At 59.5% G+C, this 20,996-nt stretch carries 19 protein-coding genes, 1 tRNA gene and 1 riboswitch; of the genes, 15 read left to right on the forward strand and 5 right to left on the reverse strand.

Translation table 11 applies throughout. The features are described from left to right. Positions 1–248 precede the first annotated feature (248 nt). The 4 genes from panC (at position 249) to G439_RS10750 (ending at position 4,067) form a co-directional block, all read left to right on the forward strand. The gene (gene panC, locus G439_RS0101675; RefSeq protein WP_022867457.1) at positions 249–1,190 is read left to right on the forward strand and encodes a pantoate--beta-alanine ligase; all 942 of its coding nucleotides are present in this window, start codon (positions 249–251) and stop codon (positions 1,188–1,190) included. After that, positions 1,187–1,621 carry an aspartate 1-decarboxylase gene (panD, locus tag G439_RS0101680; protein ID WP_022867458.1) on the forward strand — a complete coding sequence of 145 codons (435 nt, stop codon included), beginning with the start codon at positions 1,187–1,189 and terminating at the stop codon, positions 1,619–1,621. Before panC ends, panD begins: the two co-directional genes overlap by 4 nt. Positions 1,622–1,736: 115 nt before the next feature. Continuing rightward, entirely contained in the window at positions 1,737–3,329 is a 1,593-nt protein-coding gene (locus G439_RS0101685) for a lysine--tRNA ligase (RefSeq protein ID WP_051125678.1), read from the forward strand. A gap of 12 nt (positions 3,330–3,341) precedes the next feature. Then, complete coding sequence (locus tag G439_RS10750) at positions 3,342–4,067, forward strand: TetR/AcrR family transcriptional regulator C-terminal domain-containing protein (protein ID WP_022867460.1); 726 nt, start codon at positions 3,342–3,344, stop codon at positions 4,065–4,067. Positions 4,068–4,079: 12 nt separating this feature from the next. On the opposite strand, the gene G439_RS10755 is transcribed toward G439_RS10750, so the two are convergent. Together G439_RS10755 and G439_RS0101700 are read right to left on the reverse strand one after the other, a co-directional pair. Then, positions 4,080–4,619: an amino-acid N-acetyltransferase gene (locus tag G439_RS10755; protein ID WP_022867461.1), complete on the reverse strand. Its 540-nt coding sequence runs from the start codon at positions 4,617–4,619 to the stop codon at positions 4,080–4,082. Next, a complete protein-coding gene (locus G439_RS0101700; RefSeq protein ID WP_026459277.1) occupies positions 4,616–5,557 on the reverse strand; it encodes a sugar-binding transcriptional regulator in 942 nt (313 codons plus the stop codon). The genes G439_RS10755 and G439_RS0101700 overlap by 4 nt, the downstream gene beginning before the upstream one ends. Before the next feature lie 416 nt (positions 5,558–5,973). Between G439_RS0101700 and G439_RS0101705 the strand changes: the two genes are divergently transcribed. From G439_RS0101705 to G439_RS0101715, 3 genes are all read left to right on the forward strand, one after another. Continuing rightward, positions 5,974–6,720, forward strand: coding sequence for an MIP/aquaporin family protein (locus G439_RS0101705; protein ID WP_022867463.1), 747 nt, complete (start codon positions 5,974–5,976; stop codon positions 6,718–6,720). A 113-nt stretch (positions 6,721–6,833) separates the two neighbouring features. Beyond that, complete coding sequence (glpK, locus tag G439_RS0101710) at positions 6,834–8,360, forward strand: glycerol kinase GlpK (protein ID WP_022867464.1); 1,527 nt, start codon at positions 6,834–6,836, stop codon at positions 8,358–8,360. A 114-nt stretch (positions 8,361–8,474) separates the two neighbouring features. Further along, the gene (locus tag G439_RS0101715; RefSeq protein WP_022867465.1) at positions 8,475–9,062 is read left to right on the forward strand and encodes an NYN domain-containing protein; all 588 of its coding nucleotides are present in this window, start codon (positions 8,475–8,477) and stop codon (positions 9,060–9,062) included. Positions 9,063–9,364: 302 nt separating this feature from the next. Here the strand turns inward: G439_RS0101715 and G439_RS0101720 are convergent, their stop codons facing one another. Beyond that, positions 9,365–10,081 (reverse strand): PspA/IM30 family protein, encoded by a 717-nt coding sequence (locus tag G439_RS0101720; protein ID WP_022867466.1) that lies wholly within the window; start codon positions 10,079–10,081, stop codon positions 9,365–9,367. A gap of 122 nt (positions 10,082–10,203) precedes the next feature. Continuing rightward, a complete protein-coding gene (locus tag G439_RS12590; RefSeq protein ID WP_022867467.1) occupies positions 10,204–12,201 on the reverse strand; it encodes a TPM domain-containing protein in 1,998 nt (665 codons plus the stop codon). Positions 12,202–12,414: 213 nt separating this feature from the next. Here G439_RS12590 and G439_RS0101735 point away from each other — a divergent pair, with 213 nt between their 5' ends. The 4 genes from G439_RS0101735 to G439_RS0101750 all read left to right on the forward strand — a co-directional run bounded on the left by G439_RS0101735 (position 12,415) and on the right by G439_RS0101750 (position 16,566). Next, positions 12,415–12,792, forward strand: a complete 378-nt coding sequence (locus G439_RS0101735) for a cold-shock protein (RefSeq protein ID WP_022867469.1) — start codon at positions 12,415–12,417, stop codon at positions 12,790–12,792. Then, positions 12,785–13,576: a DUF3027 domain-containing protein gene (locus G439_RS0101740; protein WP_026459280.1), complete on the forward strand. Its 792-nt coding sequence runs from the start codon at positions 12,785–12,787 to the stop codon at positions 13,574–13,576. The genes G439_RS0101735 and G439_RS0101740 overlap by 8 nt, the downstream gene beginning before the upstream one ends. Before the next feature lie 137 nt (positions 13,577–13,713). Further along, a complete protein-coding gene (locus G439_RS0101745; RefSeq protein WP_022867471.1) occupies positions 13,714–15,159 on the forward strand; it encodes an NCS2 family permease in 1,446 nt (481 codons plus the stop codon). Between the two features lie 96 nt (positions 15,160–15,255). Continuing rightward, positions 15,256–16,566 (forward strand): MFS transporter, encoded by a 1,311-nt coding sequence (locus G439_RS0101750; RefSeq protein ID WP_022867472.1) that lies wholly within the window; start codon positions 15,256–15,258, stop codon positions 16,564–16,566. 8 nt (positions 16,567–16,574) lie between these two features. Here the strand turns inward: G439_RS0101750 and serC are convergent, their stop codons facing one another. Continuing rightward, on the reverse strand, positions 16,575–17,705 hold the full coding sequence (serC, locus tag G439_RS0101755; RefSeq protein WP_026459281.1) for a phosphoserine transaminase: 1,131 nt from the start codon (positions 17,703–17,705) through the stop codon (positions 16,575–16,577). 189 nt (positions 17,706–17,894) lie between these two features. Here serC and G439_RS0101760 point away from each other — a divergent pair, with 189 nt between their 5' ends. The 4 genes from G439_RS0101760 (at position 17,895) to G439_RS0101775 (ending at position 20,872) form a co-directional block, all read left to right on the forward strand. Continuing rightward, a complete protein-coding gene (locus G439_RS0101760) occupies positions 17,895–18,572 on the forward strand; it encodes a metal-dependent transcriptional regulator (RefSeq protein ID WP_022867474.1) in 678 nt (225 codons plus the stop codon). A gap of 136 nt (positions 18,573–18,708) precedes the next feature. Then, positions 18,709–18,862, forward strand: a riboswitch (cyclic di-AMP (ydaO/yuaA leader). Positions 18,863–18,867: 5 nt separating this feature from the next. Beyond that, a complete protein-coding gene (locus G439_RS0101765) occupies positions 18,868–19,605 on the forward strand; it encodes an NlpC/P60 family protein (RefSeq protein ID WP_022867475.1) in 738 nt (245 codons plus the stop codon). 135 nt (positions 19,606–19,740) lie between these two features. Beyond that, positions 19,741–20,676: a universal stress protein gene (locus G439_RS0101770; protein ID WP_022867476.1), complete on the forward strand. Its 936-nt coding sequence runs from the start codon at positions 19,741–19,743 to the stop codon at positions 20,674–20,676. Between the two features lie 123 nt (positions 20,677–20,799). Next, positions 20,800–20,872: transfer RNA gene (locus G439_RS0101775), tRNA-Arg, on the forward strand. The last annotated feature ends 124 nt before the right edge of the window (positions 20,873–20,996 follow it).

The raw sequence follows: 20,996 nt of genomic DNA on the forward strand, positions 1-20,996 counted from the left end.
CCGCGAGGGACGCCCATCTTTCCCGCGAGGGACGCCCAAAACTTCGCCGAGGGACGCCCATAGGCGGCGCCGCCCTCGTCCTCGTGCACCATGTACTACGTCAGACGGACCTCCCAACCAGTCCACCCCCCTCTGACGCACCACTTCGTGCACACCGGCGAACCCACATATCGCCGCAGCCGTTCCGCCGGGAGTGAACCCCAGCACGGAAATGGGCACGCGGCCCCAGCGGGGACCACAATGGAGACATGAGCGAACGCCCCGTCCTGACCCGCACGCGCTCCGAGCTGGCATCCGCCCTCGACGCATTGCAAGGCAGCCGCGCCCTAGTCATGACCATGGGAGCTCTGCACGAAGGCCACCTCCAACTCGTCCGCGAAGCCAAAACGCTCGCCGACCACGTTGTAGTGACAATCTTCGTCAACCCCACCCAATTCGCCCCCGGCGAAGACTTCGACGCTTACCCGCGCACCCTCGACGCAGACATGGAAGCGCTCGCATCTGTTGGCGCCGACCTCGTGTGGGCACCCGAACCGGATCAGGTGTACCCCGAACCCGTGCGCGTCTCCATCGACCCGGGGCCCATTGCGCGCGTTCTCGAAGGAAAAACCCGGCCCACACACTTCGCCGGAGTTGCCCTCGTGTGCACCAAGGTCATTGGACTCGTACGCCCAGATGTCGCCCTGTATGGCCAAAAGGACGCCCAACAACTGGCCATGCTGCGAACTGTCTTTAACCAGCTCGACCTTCCCGTCACCGTTCACCCCGTGGCGATTGTGCGCGATGAGGACGGCGTCGCGCTGTCGAGCCGAAACCAATACCTTAGCGAGGACGAACGGGTACGCGCGCGAGCACTATCTCGGGGCTTGCAAGCAGCCGTCGCTCTTGCAGACGAGGGCGCATCCGCAGACGAACTAGTCGTCCGTGTGATGAAGGAAATTGACGACGAGGGCGGAATCGTCCTCGACTATGTGGCTGTTGTCGATGACGGAACTTTCGACGTCCTAGCAGCCAGCGCAGGTACTGAACTGGCAGACGAGGACGCGCTCGCTCACGCGACACCCGTCGCCGATGCGACTGCACGTGCTGGCCGCATCCTGGTTGCTGCGAAAGTTGGAACCACACGCCTCATTGACAATATGGGCGTGGCCCTACGTGCCGCCGGAGACCAGGGAGGCAACGAGCAATGAGTGAAGTCATGCGCGAAATGATCCAAGGCAAGATCCACCGCGCCACCGTCACCGGCGCCGACCTGCACTACGTCGGGTCGATCACCGTGGACGCCGACCTGCTTGCAGCGGCGAATATCGCGCCCGGACAACGAGTCGACATCGCCGACGTCAATAACGGCAACCGCCTGTCCACCTACACGATTGCAGGCGAGGCCGGCTCTGGCGTTGTCCAACTCAACGGCGCTGCCGCCCACATGGTTGACGAGGGCGACCTGGTGATCATCATGGCTTACGCTCACGTCCCCGAATCGCAGGTGCGGGACTGGAAGCCCGCAGTGGTCTTCGTTGACTCTGACAACCGCATCGTTGAAGAAGGCACTAATCCGGGTGCGGTCCCCGAAGAATCCCAACGCGCTGTGGAACTGGGCTTGAAGTCGTCGGGACGCTAGGAAACCGGTACTTGGCCAAGGAGCGAGGCCCGAACAGAGTCCGGCATCACCATTCTTGAGCCTGCCAACAACGAAGAGTTGCGCGGGCGGGCGCTACCATAGGGGCGTGACTGACGTGAAGCCCCAGAACGAAACCGCCGCCAATCCCGACAACGAGGACGCCCCCGAGCAGGTGCGTATCCGCGCTGAAAAGCGTGAGCGCCTTATTGAGTCGGGCGTCGAAGCCTACCCGGTTGTCCTCGCGATCACCTCGACTATTGCCGAGGTCCGTGCCAAGTACGCCCACTTGGAACTGGGTGAGGAAACCCAGGATGAGGTCGGTATTGCGGGCCGAGTGATGCTCGCGCGTAACGGCGGCAAACTCTGCTTCGCAACCCTCATGGACGGCGAGGGCAACCGCATTCAGGTCATGCTGTCGGCCGCCGAGATCGGCCTCGATTCCCTGGCTGCATACAAAACAGACGTCGACCTGGGAGATCACCTCTTCGTGCATGGTCGCGTCATTTCTTCGCGTCGTGGTGAGCTTTCTGTCATGGCGTGCCCGGGCAGCGCTCCAGCCGGCCTGTTTACCCCCGGAATCAACGAGGGCGATCCGGTTCCCGCGTGGCAGGTTGCCGCTAAGGCCATCCGACCCCTCCCGAAGACCTACACCGCCGAGGACGGCACCGAGGTTGCGCTGTCGGAGGACATGCGCGTGCGTCGTCGCTACCTCGACATGATTGTGCGCCCGTCGGCCCGAGACATGGTGCGCATGCGTTCCAAGGTCGTGAAGTCGTTGCGCGACTACTTTGACGAGGCCGGGTTCATCGAGATTGAAACCCCGATGCTACAAAATCTGCACGGGGGAGCGGCTGCCCGCCCGTTCGCGACCCACATGAACGCGTACGACACGGAGTTGTTCTTACGCATTGCCCCCGAACTGTTCCTCAAGCGTGCGGTTGTCGGCGGTATCGACAAGGTCTTTGAGATCAACCGCAACTTCCGCAACGAGGGCGCGGATTCTTCCCATAGTCCTGAGTTCACAATGCTTGAGGCTTACGAGGCTTACGGCTCCTACGACACGATGGCCCGCCGCACCCGTGAGTTCATCCAGAAGGCGGCGCGCGACGCCTTGGGCAGTGAAGTCGTGACCTTGGCCGATGGGTCCTCCTATGACCTGTCGGGCCAGTGGGCGGAAATTTCTATGTTCGACGCGACCGCTGAGGCACTGGGCCGCGAATTTAGCGTTGATACCCCGCGCGATGAGCTGGTGCGTATTGTCGAGGAGTTGGGCGAGGACGTGGCCGACCACTGGGGTCCGGGCAAGGTTGCCGAGGTGATCTTCGAGGCCGCAGTGGGTGACAAGCTGTGGGCCCCGACCTTTGTGCGCGACTACCCGGAGGATTCGTCACCGCTGACCCGCGGACACCGCACGAAGCCTGGCCTGGTGGAAAAGTGGGATCTGTATGTGCGCGGCTTTGAGTTGGCGACGGCATACTCTGAGTTGGTAGACCCGGTGATCCAGCGTCAACGCTTTGAGGCTCAGGCTTTGGCTGCCGCCGAGGGCGATCCTGAGGCGATGGTTTTGGATGAGGACTTCCTCATGGCCATGGAGTACGGCATGCCTCCAGCTGGCGGTATGGGCATGGGATTGGATCGTTTACTCATGGCTCTAACCGGCCAGGGTATTCGTGAAACCATTACCTTCCCCCTGGTGAAGAAGCTCTAAAATTATCCTGCGATGACTCCTGTGTCCGGTGGCGGATCGGCTCCGCGTAAGAAAGCTAAGGGGCGGCCGGCTGTTATCGATCGGGACAAGATTGTTGCGGCAACGCGCCTTATTGCTCCTGAGAAGTTGACGATGCAGGCTGTTGCCTATCAGTTGGGCGTTGATCCGACTGCGTTGAACTACCACGTAGGTGGGCGTGATGGGCTGATGCGTCTGGCTGCCACCGACCGGCTGCGTATGGCGTTGGATGACGAGGCGTTGGCAAGTGTTGAGGGCCCGTGGCAAGATGTTCTGCGTACTTTCGCGCGAATGACTCGCGGTGCAGTTGCTTCAGTTGGGGTCCTGGCCAAACACGTTGATTTGGGAGCCACTGGGTTGGTGCCCTTCCTCAAAGTCATTGACATTGCTGTCGGTGCCCTAAAGGACGCAGGATTTTCAGAAGTTGATGCCGGTAGCGCTGTCGGACTCATTTCGCATCATGCAGTCATCGCAGGCAGGGCCCTCATCGGCTGGGAGTCGGGAAAAACTGACGGCCACGACTGTACTTTCGGTGAGCTAGGTCGAGATGCTGATCAGGCATTGCCGCACGTCTCTGCTCTGATGGCCTATTACCTCAATGTCAAGGATTCTGCTACAGCGACGCAGGAGGCGCAGCGTCAATTTGAGTTTGGCCTCGATGTGGCGATCCGCGGCTTGGAGGGGCGTCTTGCTGCGCAGGTGATGCAGGGGCCCGCCTAATTCTTGTGCGGCTTAGATGCCGTTCGATGGCGGACGCCCCTCGTACACGGTCAGGTCCAGCAGCATCCGAGTATTACCCAGGGTGTTGGGCTTGTAGGAGGCGAGGTCGAGGAACTCTTTAACGCCGTCGTCGTGGGATAACACCATTTCCTGGAAGACATCTTCGCCAACCGGCGTACCTTGAATCTCAACGAAGCCGTGGCGGGCAAAGAAGTTGACCTCGAAGGTCAGACAGAAGACGCGCTGGAGGTCGAGGAGCACCGCGCGGTCAATGAGTGCGCGTAGGATTGCGGCTCCGACGCCGCGGTGGAGGTGCTTGGGTGCCACTGCCAGCGTGCGGATTTCGCCGATGTCGTCCCACATGACGTGCAGAGCGCCGCAGCCGATGAGCTCTCCGTCTTCGTCATCGATCGCGACGATGAATTCTTGGACGTCCTCGAAGTAGGCGATGAGTTCTTTATTGACCAGTATCCTGCGTATGGCGTACGGGTGGACGAGGGCGGCAATATCGCGGACGTCCTTGGGGCGTGCATGGCGCAGGTGGAAGGTCATCGGCCGCCTCGGGCCCGGGCGACACGGGTGCGTACGAGCTCGAGGAGTTCGCGGGCTGCTCCATCGTCGAGGACGAGGTCGGTGATTACGCGGGCACGTAGAGCCCCCAGGAGTGGGAGGGCTTTGGACGCGCCGGATACGACGCAGAGCCTCTTGGGGATTTTGCGCAGAGTTTCAGGGCTGGGGCCGGAGGCACGTTTATTGAGCTCCATGTCGGTGGAGCCGTCCTCGCGAATGAGCACGGTACACACGTCGCCAACGACGCCGTCACGCTGAACGGCAGCGAGTTCTTCGGGTTCGAGGAAACCACCGGAGTAAACGTGGGAGGGGAGGCGTGCAGACATGGAGCCGACGCCAAAGAGCGCGACGTCGCAGGCGTTGATTGTATTGAGAACGTTTTGGATGGAGCGTTCTCTCCACAGGGCTGTTTTTGTGTCTTCGTAGTCAAAGAATGCGGGCACGGGGAAGTTGACCATGCGTCCACCGATTGATCGTGCTGCTCTCGAAATGATGGCATCGGCGTAGGGCATGCCCGATTCCGTGGCGGTGGACGCTCCATTGAGTTGGACGACGGTGGAGCCAGGAAAGTTGACTTTTGGCATGCAGCGGGTGATTTCCGAAGTCGTGTTGCCCCAGGCAATGCCCAGGGTGGTGCCCGGTTTCATCATGTCGGTGAGTCGCTCAGCGGCTACGAGTGCCACGTTGTGAAGCCGGTTGACTTCGGTGTGGACATCGTGGACGGGCACGACTGATGCTTGGACGCCGAAGATGTCGGAAATTTGGCCTGCGAGAGTACCTTTGAGTCCGGGTGCCGCTGACACTGAAATGCGAACGAGGCCAGTGTCGCGGGCGTAGGACAGCAATCGTGAAACTGAGGAGCGTGAAACTCCGAGGTGGCGGGCGATGGTTTCCATCGTCTGCCCTTGCAGGTAATACATTGAGGCTGCTTCGTGAGCCTGTTCATCACGGATCGTCACAGTTTGTATCTTGCCATGCACAAGCGTGCACGCGTGACGATTCTGGTGGTCAATGCTCTTTTGTGTGTCGATTGTGACCCGGTCACGTATGAGCGCGTGAGGGCATAAAGTGTGCACAAACGTCCAATGGTCGCGGGTCGATGTGCATCCGGGTTGATACTTGTGCTTGTACAACCGGACTGGTCCCACCGCCAGTCGGGATCACCGAACCGGAACGATTTGCGCCAAAACAGCGGGATCGCCGCTCAAACACCGGGCATTGTCACCCAGCCGGTGCGAGGATAGCGCCGGGGAGAGATCCCTCCCGGAGAAAATCTTCGGCGGAATTTGCCGCCGACGAGTTCGATGCGAAGAAGCATCGAAGAAAGGCTGAAGAAATGTCCGCAGGTCAGATCTTCATGCAGGAGTTCCTCGGAACCGCAGTCCTGCTGCTGCTCGGTGGCGGTGTCGTCGCCCAGAACATCCTTCCCAAGACCAAAGGCCACGGCGGTGGTTGGCTACTCGTCAACTGGGGCTGGGGTCTCGCAGTCCTCGCCGGTGTCTACGTTGCCCACGGAACGGGTGGCCACCTCAACCCGGCCGTGACCATTGCCAAGGTCATCGGTCATATGTTTGATCCAGCAGTGACCCTCGCTGGCGAAATCCCCGTTACCGTAGCCAATGTTGCGATCTACATCGTCGCCCAGTTCCTCGGCGCTTTCCTCGGCGCCGTCCTGTGCTGGCTCACCTACAAGAAGCACTTCGACGAAGACTGCGACCCAGCCATCAAGCTGGGCGTCTTCTCCACCGGCCCTGAGATTCGTTCCTACGGATGGAACCTCTTCACAGAGGCCATCGGGACCGCCGTCCTCATCCTGTGGATCTGGGTCTCCGGCTACACCGAAACAGCTATTGGCCCGCTCGGCGTTGCTCTCATCATCGTTGTCATCGGCAACTCCCTGGGCGGCCCCACCGGCTACGCCATCAACCCTGCCCGTGACCTCGGTCCGCGTATCGCTCACGCGGTCCTGCCCATTAAGGGCAAGGGCGGCTCCGACTGGGACTACTCCTGGGTTCCCGTCGTTGGCCCGGTCGTCGGTGCAATCGTCGCAACCGTCATCGCTTTCGTTAGCGGCCTAGCCTGATTCAGTAGATGCAACAACTAGACGTCGGAGTCCCGGGCGGACTTCGCCACGACACCCACGTCTTTAATTTTAATCTGAAGCACAGAGAAGTGTCAGAAGGGAAAACATCACTCATGTCCGAAGCTAAGTACGTTCTCGCAATCGACCAGGGCACCACCTCGTCGCGAGCCATCATCTTCAACCACTCCGGTGAAGTCGTCTCCGTTGGCCAGCAAGAATTCACCCAGATCTTCCCCAACCCGGGCTGGGTTGAACACGACCCCGTTGAGATCTGGCAGTCGGTGCGCTCCGTCGTTGCAGACGCCCTCCAAAAGGCTGACATTAATCGCCACGAACTCGCCGCCGTTGGTATCACCAACCAGCGTGAAACTACCATTGTGTGGGACAAGAACACCGGTGAACCCGTCTACAACGCCATCGTCTGGCAGGACGTGCGTACTGGTGAAATCGCGCGCGAAATTGCCGCAGGAGACCCGCTCGGCACCGAACGCTACCGCCAAATCACCGGCGAGAACATCTCCACCTACCCGTCGGCCACCAAGGTTAAGTGGATCCTCGACAATGTTGAAGGAGCCCGCGAACGTGCCGAAGCCGGAGACCTCCTCTTTGGTACCCCCGACACCTGGGTCCTGTGGAACCTGACCGGCGGGGTCAACGGCGGCGTCCACGCCACCGACGTCACCAACGCCTCGCGCACACTTCTCATGGACGTGCGCACCCTCGAATGGCGAGAAGACATCTGCAAGGACTTCGGCATCCCCATGTCGATGCTCCCCGAAATCAAGTCCTCTTCCGAAATCTACGGTTACGGACACAAGAACAGCCTGCTCATCGACACCCCCATCGCTGGCATCCTCGGTGACCAGCAGGCCGCGACCTTCGGCCAGGCTTGCTTCGAAAAGGGCATGGCGAAGAACACCTACGGCACCGGCTGCTTCACCCTGATGAACACCGGCGAGGAACCCGTATTCTCCACCAACGGACTGCTCACCACCGTTCTCTACAAGCTCGGTGACGCCAAGCCCGTGTACGCCCTTGAAGGCTCTGTGGCTGTTGCAGGGTCCCTGGTCCAGTGGCTGCGCGACAACCTCGGAATCATCACCAAGTCCTCCGAGATTGGCAAGCTTGCCGCAACGGTGGAAGACAACGGTGGCGTCTACTTCGTCCCCGCGTTCTCCGGCCTCTTCGCCCCATATTGGAAAGGTGATGCTCGCGGTGCGATCGTCGGCCTGACGCGCTACGTCAATAAGGGTCACATCGCACGCGCTGTCGAGGAGTCCACGGCCTTCCAGTCTGCCGAGCTCATCGACGCGATGAATGCCGACGCCGGCGTGCCGCTCAAGGAACTCAAGGTTGACGGCGGCATGACTGCTGACGACCTGGTCATGCAATTCCAGGCAGACATCTCCGGCGTGGACGTCATCCGCCCCGTCGTTGCTGAGACCACTGCGCTGGGCGTCGCCTATGCAGCCGGCATCGCCGTCGGATTCTGGAACGGAACTGACGACGTGATCGCCAACTGGCAGGAAGACAAGCGCTGGACCCCGTCCATGGATGAGGCCGAGCGTGATCGCACCTACCGTCTGTGGAAGAAGGCCGTCACCCGCACTTTCGACTGGGTTGACGAGGACGTCAAGTGAACGCCTGATCGCCCCTGACAACAGGCAGGGCCCAGACTCTCCTCAACGGAGTCTGGGCCCTGCCCATGTTTGAGGCAAATAATCTGACGGAGATAAGACCGCTAAGATCGCCCTATGAGTAACGAAATAAGTAATCAAAAAGCTAATGCCCCGACCTACCTCGTTGTCGACGGCGAAAACATCGACGCAACCCTGGGAATGTCAGTCCTAGACCGAAGACCCAACCCAGAAGAACGGCCCCGATGGGACCGAGTCCTTGAAGCCGCCTCAGAACAATGGGGAACCAAAGCCAAGGGACTCTTCTTCCTCAACGGCTCATCCGGGTTCTTACCAATGGGGTTTGTTCAAGCCCTGACCGCTATGGAGTATTCGGTCATTCCGCTGTCGGGACCCGAAGACATGAAGGTGGTCGACGTTGGTTTGCAGCGCACCATGGAAGCCATCTGCGAGCTTGGAAGCGGATCGGTGATCGTTGCCAGCCATGACGTTGACTACCTGCCTCAGATTGAGGAGCTGCTCGACCAGGGGCGGCGAGTGGCAATCATGTGCTTCAAGGAGTTCTTGTCTTCTAAGCTGCACGAGCTCGAAGAGCGCGGGTTAGAAATCATCGATCTTGAGTACGATGTCCAAGCATTCCAGGTCAAACTTCCCAGGCTTCATATCATCGACATCGACGACTTTAATCCTTTCGATTATTTGTGACCTGGGAGGATCGGGCGGCGAGGCGTCCTCGCCCATGAGGCGAGCTGCTTCGCGCTCGTCTCAACGCCCGACCCACCGCGGCCACCTCGCCGCCCGATCCAAGAGGGCGACGGCTAGCGTTTTCGCCCATGAGGCGAGCTGCTTCGCGCTCGTCTCAACGCCCGACCCACCGCGGCCACCTCGCCGCCCGATCCAAGAGGGCGACGGCTAGCGTTTTCGCCCATGAGGCGTCCTCGGCTGCAACAACACAGTGCCCCGCTCGGATCGAGCGGGGCACCAGTGTATTGACCAGATCTATGTGATCAGCCCTGGTTCTTCAAAGCGGCTAGGCGAGCCTCGATCTCAACGTCTGAGGAATCTGTTTCGAGTTCAGCGAACTGAGACTCCAGGGACGAGGCTGCAACTTCGGCTTTGCCCTGCGCAAGAGCCTCCGTGCGACGCACCTTTTCTTCGTAACGAGATAACTCTGAGGTCGGATCCAAAACATTGATCGTCGAAATCGCGTCGGTGACCTGAGCCTGAGCTTCAGCAGACTTCTGGCGAGCAACCAGTTGGTCACGCTTGGACCGCAGCTCGGAAAGCTTGTCCTTCATCTGAGCAAGCCCGCTCTTGAGTTTCTCCACCACCTCAGTTTGGGAAGCGATCATCGGAGCAGCATCAGCAGCCTCGCGTTCAAACTGAATCTGCTTACCAATGGCGACCTTAGCCAGACCATCCCACTTGTCAGCACCAACCGAATCACCAGCATTACGCAGCTCGTCAGCCTTAGCCGAAGCTGCAGCTGCCTTGCGACCCCAGTCAGCAGCCGTGGCCACATCGTCAGCATGATCCTTCTCAGCCAGACGCAGATCGCCGACAGTTTGAGCGACGGCTGTTTCAGCGTCAGCAATTGAATTGGTGTAATCGCGGATCAACTGATCCAGCATCTTCTGCGGATCTTCAGCCTTGTCGAGAAGAGCATTGATATTTGCCTTCGCAAGCTGGGTGATACGTCCGAGAATGGATTGCTTTTCTGCCATGACGGCTCCTTAGTCTTCGAATCTGAGTTGTTTGTAGGGGACGTGATTTCCAAGTCGATCCTATCGGTGGGAATGACGAGATGCTTGGGTATCGCTGAGGATTGGCTGTGAGCGCAAAAGATTTAGAAACTTGAGGTTCGGCCGCCGCCAAAACCACCTCCACTGAAGCCACCTCCACTGAAGCCACCTCCACTGAAGCCGCCTCCACCGCCACCTCTGGAACTGCCTCCGCCGCCCAAGAGCACAGACCAGAGCAACGCCTCGCCCAATGAGGAGCCAGACCCGGACCCAAAGTCAGACTCATCATCGAAGCCTGTGTGGTCGCGCGTCCTCGACAGGACCTGGCCAGCCAGCACGCTTGCATTGGCCGCGTGGCTCATTGCAGCGCTGGGATCCTTCGGTAGAGCTGACTGTGCCTGCGACAATGCAGTCTCGGCCTGCGACAGCAACGAGCGCGTTGATAAGCCAATTGCACCACGCCGCCCCTGGACAAATGACTGCGCACGTATCAATGCATCAGTCGCATCTCGAATCTGAGCTTGAGCGCGCACTGCCTGCTTTGCGCGGGCTTCATCAGCACTACGCAACGGCTCCAACGCAGCGTCCAAAGCCGCCTCAGCCGTGCGAAGTCGCTCCAAAGCTTCAAGGGGATCAGCTTGAGAATCTCGCGCCTTGAGTGCCGTGTCAACGGCAGCCGAGGCATCCGCTAACAATGGAGCAAAGGCCTGACGGTCAGCGCCAAGTCGCGTTACATCTGACATGTCGGAGGTAATCGAGGCGATTGCAGCCGTGAGCGACTCCTGTACGCCGGCCAGGTCGTTTTGAGCATTCATCACCGCGCCGACTTGGTGCTGAGCCATTGCCAAGCCTCGGCGAGCAGTATCCAAAGCAACCAACGCATTGACGGCGTCACTTTGAGCCAAAAAAGCAGCGCGCTCAACCGCCTGACGAGCTGAATCCAAAAGCGCACGTGCCTGTTCCGGATTGTCCAGGAGAGATGAAATCGAGGCCGCTGGGAACATTGCGGACAAGGACTTCAACTCGGCCTCAGCAGCTCCGATGGAAGCCTGCGTCTCGTCGATGCGGCCGCGCACCTCCGCGGCTTGCTCGGACACGCTTGCCTGCGAGTCGCGCAGGGCCGCGAACTCCTTTTGTTGAGCAGTCAGCCGCGGTAATGCTTGATCCAGGGATGACAGAATCTGCGAGGCAAGCGTTGCGCGTGAACGCGGATCTGTTGCCTCGTTCATTTGACGCTGCAGGTCAAAGCCGTGGCGTATGACTTTGTGTGCTTCTGCGAGGGCGTGCGCGTAGGCATCCGTGCGATTCTGGCCGAATTGGGCGCGAGCGAACTCCAGTTCGTCATTGGCTGAACGCGCCAGTTCATCGGCTTCGAGCAGACGGCGATTCGCCAGGTCGGCCTTAGCTTCCCATGTGGCCAAATCGCGAGCCGCAGCATCTTTGAGGTTCTTGGTGTTCTTGCGTGAGCCGAATAGGGCCACCAAGGCCATGACAGCGGCGCCGCCCACCGCAATGGCGACGAATAGAAGGAAGGCCGAATTCGTCGAAGTGACTGGCGACGATCCTGACGACGAGGACGAGCCCGTGGAAGCTGAACTGTTAGTGTCCCCGGCTGCCTGGATTGTGGTCTCAATGAACGTCAATGCGGCATCTGTTGTTGCCTGCGCCGTCAGCGGATTTGAGGCTGCGAGGATCTCCTGCGCGGCGCTGTGGGCGCGGGTTAGATCGGAGTTAGTCACGACCTGCTCGCCCTGGTTACCGCACGAGGAATGATTACGTTGCTCATAGGCAATGACATAAACGATCGACTGGCTGGACAATCCCGAGTTTGATCCCGCTGACTGGCACCACTGAACGCCATCTCCACCAGACAAGTCAGGCACTGCCACAAAGTAAATATCGAGGCCTTCGGATCCAGCATCAGATGCTGCACTACGAATCTCATCGACTTGATCTGAGGAAAGGAAACCTTCGGGATCGACGACTTTATCGTCGATTGTCACGGGAGAGGTTGCTAGCGTCGAAGCAGGCAACGTGAAAATGCTGGTCACGGCCAGTGCGGTTGCCGCTAGTGCTGTTGTAATGCGATGAACTCTGCCCACGGGTTCTCCTCATGTTCGGTGTCACCGACGAGTCGTCTGGAATGTGTGTATCCCCAGATTACGGTGCGATGAGTCGATGTGCCCGTGAAGAGCCAAGCACAGATGTTCGCCCTCGGCGTGGCTGATTTTGAGCAGAAGACCGCGGCGACCACTATCATGGTGCAAGGCCTCTGGACGAGGCCATTAACTTTTATCGACTGAAAGAGGACGGCCATGCCCACCGGCAAGGTGAAATTCTTTGACGCAGATCGCGGCTTCGGTTTCATCGGAGGAGATGACGGCGTCGAGGTGTTCCTGCACGCGTCGGCACTGCCCGTCGACGCTCCCAACCCGCGTCCTGGCACCCGGGTCGAGTATGGGATTGCGGATGGACGAAAAGGCCCCCAGGCCCTGTCGGTCAGGATTGTTGCTGAAGCTCCGTCTGTCGCACAGAACCGTCGCCGCAAGCCCCAGGCCATGGTGCCCGTGGTCGAAGACCTCATTAAGTTGCTCGACGCGTCATCCAACTCGCTGCGCCGAGGAAAATACCCCGACAACGCAGCCAAGATCGCAATGGTGCTGCGCGCCGTTGCTGAGGACTTCGATGCCTGAACAGTCCAAACGTATCCGGCCGGTGAAAACGGATGCTGTCCTAGAAACAGCAGTCGACGTAGCGCTAGCCGCAGCGCAGGCCGTTGCACACCCTCGGCCCGTCGGTGAACACCTGGGTTTCTCAATGGACGCAGAACGACTCGGCACTCACTGGTTTGCTTCCACCGATCCGGGATATATGGGTTGGTGCTGGACAGTGACTGTTGCACGCGTTCCTCGAGGTCGCACTGCCACCGTCTGCGAAGTCGATATGACGCCGCGAGATGGGGCCCTTCTTGCTCCCGACTGGGTTCCGTGGGAGGAGCGTCTGCGCCCCGGAGATATCAGTCGCGAGGATGCTCTGCCGTACCAGGCTGACGACGAACGGCTCGATCAGGGCTACGAAGATTCCAGCGAGGACGCAGACCTGCCACTCATTCGTGAGCTGGGCCTGGGACGTGCCCGAGTCCTGTCTCAACAGGGGCGCGCTGACGCGGTGAAACGATGGTATGCCTCCGAGCAGGGGCCGAAATCGGGGCGCCGCCCTCGTCACACCTGTTCTTCATGCGGCTTCCTGCTCAAAATGTCAGGATCAATGCGAACTGTTTTCGGTGTGTGCGCCAACGAATGGGCCCCCGACGATGGTCGCGTGGTTAGCCTCGACCACACCTGCGGAGCGCACTCAGAGACCGATGTCCCCAAAAATGGCACGGCGTGGCCGGTGCGCCCATCGCGGATCAATGACGCAGCCTTAGAATCCGAGCCGATGTCACAAGATCGCGCCTCGGACGATCAAGGACGTTGACGCCTCGAAAACAGCGGAAGATCGCCCAAACGCACGCCGTTTTTTGGTCGCCCAGGAGATCTGGGCGTCAAATAGTTGGCGAAACTCACGTTCGACTTTTTTGCGGCCCATCACACTGACCGTGCACGATTGAGCATGTGAGCACACAGCACAAGACCGCCCCATCCCAATCTGCGGTCGCACAGTCCCTTGATAAGTTCTTCCAGATCAGCCACCGCGGCTCGACGATTGGCCGCGAGATTCGCGGCGGCTTCGTTACCTTCTTCGCGATGGCCTACATCCTCGTCGTGAACCCTGCGATCCTGTCTGCAGCCCTGCCTGAAGACGGATCCATCACCACGCGAGGAATCGCAGCGGGCACCGCCCTCGTTGCTGGTGTCATGACCATTCTCATGGGCGCTATTGCCAACTATCCGCTGGCACTAGCTGCAGGCATGGGACTCAACGCTATGGTCGCCTTCACCCTCGTGCTAGCTAATGGCCTGACCTTCGGACAGGCTATGGGTATCGTCGCCTGGGAAGGTATCCTCATCACGATCCTGGTCCTCACCGGATTCCGCGAGGCCGTCTTCCGAGCAGTTCCTAGTGCTCTCAAGACCGCCATCACCGTGGGCCTGGGCCTCTTCATCGCCCTACTCGGTCTGCTCAATGCGGGCATCATCCGAGCGGGAGCCACTCCGATTGAATTCGGTATTGCCGGCTCGCTTTCTGGCTGGCCGATGCTGGTCTTCATCTTCGGCCTCTTCCTGACAATCGTCCTGTATGTGCGTCAGGTCAAGGGTGCGGTCCTGATTTCGATTATTGCGGCGACCATCCTGGCTGTGATCGTCCAAGCGATCTCCCCGCTGGGTAGCCTCTCCGAAGACAACCCCACTGGCTGGGGCACCACCATTCCTGCGCTTGAAGGATCACCGGTCGCCGTGCCGGTTTTCGATACGCTGGGCAAGGTCGACATGTTGGGCGGCTTCACCAAGATGGGTGTCGTGGCTGTCTGCCTGACGATCTTCTCGCTCATGCTCGCCGACTTCTTCGACACCATGGGCACCATGGTTGCGGTTGGTGGCGCAGGCAAGCTCCTGGATGAGAACGGCAATCCCCCTCGCACGAAGGCCATCTTGCTGATTGACTCACTGGCAGCAGTTGCCGGCGGTGTCGGCGGCGTCTCCTCCAACACCTCCTATGTTGAGTCCGCCGCAGGTGTGGGTGATGGTGCGCGCACCGGCCTCGCCTCGGTGACCACCGGCATTCTCTTCCTTCTGTCGACCTTCCTGGCTCCACTCGTCGAGGTCGTACCCACCGAAGCCGCATCAACAGCCCTCGTCTTCGTGGGCTTCCTTATGATGCAGCAGGTGACCGAGATTGACTGGACCAAGGTCGAGCACGGAATCCCCGCCTTCATGACCATCGCCCTCGTGCCCTTCGGATACTCCATCTCGGTGGGTATTGGCGTTGGCTTCATCACCTACACCATTGTCATGGCCGCCATGAATAAGGCGAAGAAGGTTCACCCGCTTCTGTGGTTGGTCTCCCTCCTCTTTGTCATCTACTTCCTGACCGGCCCCATCCGGGCTCTTATTTCCTGAGCATGTGATCTGTGAGCGGCCCGCGAGAGACTTCTCGCGGGCCGCTCTATGCTGTAACCATCCCACTCGTATGCACCTACGGAGGCGCACTCGCCCGTGTCCCGCACCTTCCACTCGCTGAGGTTTTACAACTTTCGACTCTGGTTCATTGGCTCGATCATTGCCTCAACCGGAACATGGATGCAGCGTGTTGCCCAGGACTGGCTCGTTCTGACTGTCCTAACAGAGAATTCTGGAACCCAGGTGGGGATTGTTACCGCCCTCCAATTTCTGCCCCTGCTGATCCTGTCACCCTGGGCCGGCGTCCTAGCCGATCGCCTTAACCGTCGGTATTTGCTCCAAGCCTGCCAACTCACCACCGGCCTTCTGGGATTGATCCTCGGCATCCTTGTCCTGACGGACATGACGCAACTGTGGCACGTCTACGTCCTCGCCCTCCTCGGTGGAGTTGCTTCGGCATTGGATTCGCCTGCCCGTCAAGCTTTCGTGTCGGAACTGGTGCCCGCCAACTCCTTACCAAACGCGGTAGGTCTGAACTCCACGGCATTCAATACCGCACGTCTCATCGGCCCCGCTGCTTCGGGCCTCCTTATTGAGTGGGTTGGCATTGGGTGGGTATTCATCGTCAATGCCGTCCTCTTCTTGGCTCCTGTCACTGCTCTGGCACTGATGCGAGTCGATGAGTTGGTGCCGCGTCGAATTGTGCGGCGCGCCAAAGGGCAGATCCGTGAGGGCTTGGTCTATATCCGTAACCGCCCTGACATTCTCGTGCTTCTGGTGACCGTTGCCGTCGTGTCAGCCCTGGGAATGAACTTCCAGTTGACCAGCGCCCTCATGGCTACCGAAGTGTATGGAAAAGAAGCCGGCGAATACGGGATCTTGTCGTCCTTCATGGCTATTGGAGCACTGACAGGCTCGCTCATTGCAGCACGCCGCACTCGCCCCAGAATGCGGCTCATTATTCTTGCTGCCGCCGCCTACGGCCTCTTCGAGATCGTCTTGGGGCTGGCACCCAGTTATCGGTCTTTCGCAATTTTGTCGATCCCCGTCGGGCTTGCCATGCTGACCTTTATTACGGCAGCAAACGCCCTCATTCAAGTCACCACCGACGAGACGATGCGTGGGCGCGTTATGGCGATCTACTCAATGATCTTCCTGGGATCAACGCCCATCGGTTCTCCACTCATCGGATGGGTAGGGGAGCAGTGGGGAGCGCGATGGTCGATTCTTGTCGGTGGTATCGGGTCCCTCGGCATCGCCCTCGTGTGTGGACTGTGGGCGATGGCCTACTGGGATGTGCACATTCGTCTGCGGCGAGCGCGTCTGAGCATTGAGGGGCCTCTGGAGCGCGCGTGGGCTGCACAACAGGCTGCTGAAGCGGTTGAACGTGCGCAAAAAGGCGACTGAATGCTGATCTAGGACCGGTGTTCGAGGGCGTAGTCGATACTTGTCAAAAGCGCGTGGACATCCTCGATGGGGGTGGCCGGCCAGGTTGCAATGCGCAGTTGGTTCGCCCCCACGCCACGGTAGGCGCCAATATCGACAATCCCAGCTTGGCGCAGATGAGCAGCTAACGCTTTGGCGTCTACTGCCTCGTCGAACTCGATGGTGGTCACGACAGGGGAGCGTAGGGTCGGATCGGTGACGAAAGGACGGGCCACTTGAGACGCCTCGGCCCACGAGTAGATCGCATCCGAAGCCGCTTGTGCACGCGCATACATCGCGTCGATACCGCCATTGTCAAGCATCCAGTCAATCTGTTCAGCCAGCATAATCAGCGTTGCCACTGCCGGAGTATTGAGAGTCTGGTCCTTAACGGAGTTAGCAATTGCTGATTTCAAATCGAGGAACTTAGGGATCCAACGATCCGATGCGGCGCTCAGTTCTTCGGCGCGAGCAACCGCCGCGGGCGACAGGATCGCAACCCACAGGCCACCATCGGAGCCGAAACACTTCTGGGGAGAGAAGTAGTAGGCATCTGTTTGCGTCAAATCTACTGGGCAGCCACCTGCAATCGACGTGGCATCAACCAGCGTGAGGCAATCGGTACTTCCGAGGCGTTCCACGGGAGCGATGATGCCGGTTGAAGTCTCATGCTGCGCGTAAGCGAAAACATCGGGGACGAGGTCGCCATCTGTTTCGCGTCCGGTCAAGCGCGCTAACTCGCCATTATTGGCGCGCACAACAATCGGTGCTGATAGGTGAGGAGCGGCCGCTGCCTCGTCGGCGAACTTTGCGCCAAACTCTCCTGACACTGCGAAAACGGCGGTCCGGCGGATGAGGGATGCGCAGGCAATATCCCAGAAAGCGGTGGCGCCGCCATTGCCGAGGGCGATCGTGTAGTCGCTCGGGACGCTGAGCAACTCGGCGAGCCCGTGTCGAATCCGTGCGACGAGATTCTTGACGGGGGGCTGACGATGGGAGGTGCCCATGAGGCCCGTAGATGACACAGCTGCGATCTGTTCGGGGCGAATGCGAGAGGGCCCGGAACCGAATCGGCCGTCTACTGGAAGGATCTGAGGCGGAAGGGCGGGGAAGGTCTCCATGCCCAAAATGTAGCGCGATGGAGGCACCAGACTAATTCGATGACATTCATCGTTCGCATATTGGAAAATGAGGGTGCGCTAAGAACCCTTGAAAATAAAGGTAATTATTGATGTTGTGACGCTGATTGGGCATATGACCATATTCTGAAGCTGAAGCCATAGCCAAACGGTGAACTGGAGGAGTCCGACGTGAGTGACCTCATCGATACCACCGAGATGTACCTAAAGACCATTCTTGAAATGGAAGAAGACGGGGTAACACCCCTGCGTGCGCGCATCGTTGAGCGCCTCGGTCACTCGGGCCCAACCGTGTCCCAAACAGTTGCGCGAATGGAGCGCGACGGGTTGCTGCATGTCATGAATGACCGTCGCCTAGATCTGACGACGCAGGGGCGCGAATTGGCAACTGAAGTGGTCCGCAAGCATAGGTTGGCTGAACGCCTCCTGCTTGACGTTATTGGGTTGGATTGGGCTCGCGTACACGAAGAGGCATGCCGCTGGGAGCATGTCATGTCCGATCAGGTCGAGGAGTGTCTGATCACTTTGCTGAAAGACCCCACCACCGACCCCTATGGCAATCCGATTCCTGGTGCGGATTCCGTGCGGCGTGGAGAATCGGTAGAGATCGCTGTGCGCAGTCCCGAAGATGTGATCATGAGGATTGTGCGTATTGGTGAGCCGATCCAAGCCGATGAGAATTTGATTCATTCCTTTGATGAGCTCGACCTGCGTCCGGGTGCGACGGTGGCGTTGTCGGTGCATGGGGAAGTCGTGCGCATCAGCGCCGTTGACGAGGCCGGAGGGGTGCGTGGATACGTGACGATCCCAGTGTCGCTATCGCCACATCTCTTCGTTGAAAAAGCCTGACACCTGCGAAGTTGTGAGGCTTTAGCGAATCGTTTTCTCTATCTGCGACACGTTTTCGTTACCGTCGCGTGACATTTGAGTAATTTAGGTTTACAGTTTCTTTCGGTCGCACAGACCAACCCTGCTCTGACGCACCTAAGTTGGACCGCCAGAGACTAGGTATAAAAAGTCCGACACGGGGGACCCAATAATCTGACCCGCAAGGGTCTCGGGGTGAAGTTCGGGAAACCGAACCGGGCTCTCCTGCCCGAATCCGACAGCTGACCTCGTAGGTATCACAAGGAGAAAAACATTCGTGACATCTAGGCCTGCTCCGCGTCACCGCATGGCGCGTCATCCGCTCGCCCCGATCGCTGATCTCGCTGACACCATCACGTCAATGAGTCCGGTACGTCCCACCGCTATCGCATCCGTGACAGGCCTTGCTTTGACAGCCGTTGTCGCCGGTGGTGCGAGCGCTGCTCCCGGTGGCCAGTCAGACCAGCAGAGCTCCTCTGACGCGACGGCCACCACCGTTGCTGTCGACGAGGTCACCACCGTTGAGGTCCCCGATATTGCTTGGCAGATCGACGAGATTTCTGCTTCCGCTGAAGCTCCCGTCGTCGAAGAGGTCGTTGAAGAGCCTCAGACCCAGGCGGCGAATCGTTCTGAGGCGCGCGAAGAGGTTTCAACCGGTGGTGCTTTGGCTGCCGCTGATGCCGCAGTGTCAGCAGCCGGTGGAGACGTTGCTTCCATCGCCCTGGCTCTGACGGGAATCCCCTACGTTTATGGCGGTGAAAGCCTGGCTGGTCTGGATTGCTCCGGACTCGTCCAGTACGCCTACCGCCAGGTCGGCATCAATCTGCCTCACTCGTCCTCGGCCCAGGCCGCCGGCGGCACTGTTGTGTCGAACCCGCAGCCCGGCGACATCGTTGCCTACCCCGGCCACGTCGCGATCTACGTTGGTAACGGCCAAATGGTTGAGGCAACCGTTCCCGGTCAGCTCTCGCAGGTGTCATCGGTGCGTTCTGGCGGATACTTCGTGCGCTACTGATTTCAATATCTCGTCTGTTTTAAGCCCGTTCGATCCTTGTGATTGAACGGGCTTAAACATATCCATCACGGAGCTTCGCGAAAATTGCAATGATGAGGCACAATATGAACTGACTCACATCACGAGGAGGAAATCATGGGTGCCACCGAAGTCATCCTGGTCGGCGTTGACGGCTCGACAGAGAGCTTGGCCGCTGTTTCCTGGGCAGCAGACAGAGCCGTCAGAACAGGAGCACGTGTCCACGTGCTCTGTACTTACGCGCTCGCATCGTATTCCGCAGCGGCTCTCGACGGCGGCTATGCCGTCCTCGATGACGAAGCTCTTAAACGCGGCGCACAGCAAGTCATCGACGAAGCGCAAGCTAAAGCCAAGGAACGAGGCGCCCCCAACGTCTCCGGTTCAATCGAACCCGGTGACCCCGCAGGCGTCCTCGTCGAAATGTCACGCGAAGTCGACCTTGTTGTCGTTGGTTCGCGTGGAGGCGGCGGATTCGCTGACCGACTCCTAGGCACAGTGTCATCAGCGCTGCCAGCCCACGCTAAGTGCCCGGTGGTAGTCGTTCCCAAGCACACGGCAGGTAAGAAATTCACTCCCGTGGAAAGAATCGTCGTCGGCGTCGACGGCTCCGACGTGGCCTCGTCGGCTCTGCGCAAGGCAATTGACGAGGCCGAGCTTTGGGATGCGAAGATCACCGCGGTGTCGGCAGTACCTATCGCCACCGGATCTTCCATGATGACATGGTCACCCACGGCGGCCGATCACTCTAGCCTGCTGCGCGACGTGCGAAAAGGCATGAACATTGCCATTCAGGAAGCCCTGGGAGATCGAACCATCGATGTTGCGCGGCATGCGCTCGATGGCACTGCGGCGTCGCTCCTCATTGAGTTCTCCACAGCCGTCGACCTCGTTGTAGTGGGAACTCGAGGACGCGGGGGACTGGCAGGCGTTCTCCTGGGATCGACCTCGCAAACAGTGTTGAGTCACTCAACCTGCCCGGTGCTCATTGTTCCCTCCGATCACCTGGGCAAGGTCGAAACCGCCCACGCTCCCGACTGGGGACGACGCTTGTAACGGCACAGAACAACTTTGAGGCGATGAGGGCCCGCACCAAGTCTGGTGTGGGCCCTCATGCTTAGGACACCTCATACTGCTGCTAGACTCATCCACGCGAACCGGCGGGCAAGCCGGATCAGCGCCCTCGTAGCTCAGGGGATAGAGCACCGCTCTCCTAAAGCGGGTGTCGGACGTTCGAATCGTCTCGGGGGCACAAGTCGGGGCCTCACCGCCAGGTGGGGCCCCGAGCGCATCTTTGGACCTATGACGAAGGTGTCAATCCAGTTGGACACGGCGGCGCCTTCGCCCGCCAATAGGGTGCGACCAGTACCGTGGAA

This window comes from Schaalia vaccimaxillae DSM 15804 (assembly GCF_000420425.1).
GTDB classification, from domain to species: domain Bacteria; phylum Actinomycetota; class Actinomycetes; order Actinomycetales; family Actinomycetaceae; genus Pauljensenia; species Pauljensenia vaccimaxillae.

Bases quoted from the DNA above. Each gene is read 5' to 3' on its own strand.
- G439_RS0101770 (WP_022867476.1), top strand. From the start codon at position 19,741: ATGGGTGCCACCGAAGTCATCCTGGTCGGCGTTGACGGCTCGACAGAG.
- G439_RS0101740 (WP_026459280.1), top strand. From the start codon at position 12,785: ATGCCTGAACAGTCCAAACGTATCCGGCCGGTGAAAACGGATGCTGTC.
- G439_RS0101705 (WP_022867463.1), top strand. From the start codon at position 5,974: ATGTCCGCAGGTCAGATCTTCATGCAGGAGTTCCTCGGAACCGCAGTC.
- G439_RS0101720 (WP_022867466.1), bottom strand. From the start codon at position 10,081: ATGGCAGAAAAGCAATCCATTCTCGGACGTATCACCCAGCTTGCGAAG.
- serC (WP_026459281.1), bottom strand. From the start codon at position 17,705: ATGGAGACCTTCCCCGCCCTTCCGCCTCAGATCCTTCCAGTAGACGGC.
- G439_RS0101715 (WP_022867465.1), top strand. From the start codon at position 8,475: ATGAGTAACGAAATAAGTAATCAAAAAGCTAATGCCCCGACCTACCTC.
- G439_RS10755 (WP_022867461.1), bottom strand. From the start codon at position 4,619: ATGACCTTCCACCTGCGCCATGCACGCCCCAAGGACGTCCGCGATATT.
- panD (WP_022867458.1), top strand. From the start codon at position 1,187: ATGAGTGAAGTCATGCGCGAAATGATCCAAGGCAAGATCCACCGCGCC.
- G439_RS0101735 (WP_022867469.1), top strand. From the start codon at position 12,415: ATGCCCACCGGCAAGGTGAAATTCTTTGACGCAGATCGCGGCTTCGGT.
- glpK (WP_022867464.1), top strand. From the start codon at position 6,834: ATGTCCGAAGCTAAGTACGTTCTCGCAATCGACCAGGGCACCACCTCG.
- G439_RS10750 (WP_022867460.1), top strand. From the start codon at position 3,342: ATGACTCCTGTGTCCGGTGGCGGATCGGCTCCGCGTAAGAAAGCTAAG.
- G439_RS0101700 (WP_026459277.1), bottom strand. From the start codon at position 5,557: ATGTATTACCTGCAAGGGCAGACGATGGAAACCATCGCCCGCCACCTC.
- panC (WP_022867457.1), top strand. From the start codon at position 249: ATGAGCGAACGCCCCGTCCTGACCCGCACGCGCTCCGAGCTGGCATCC.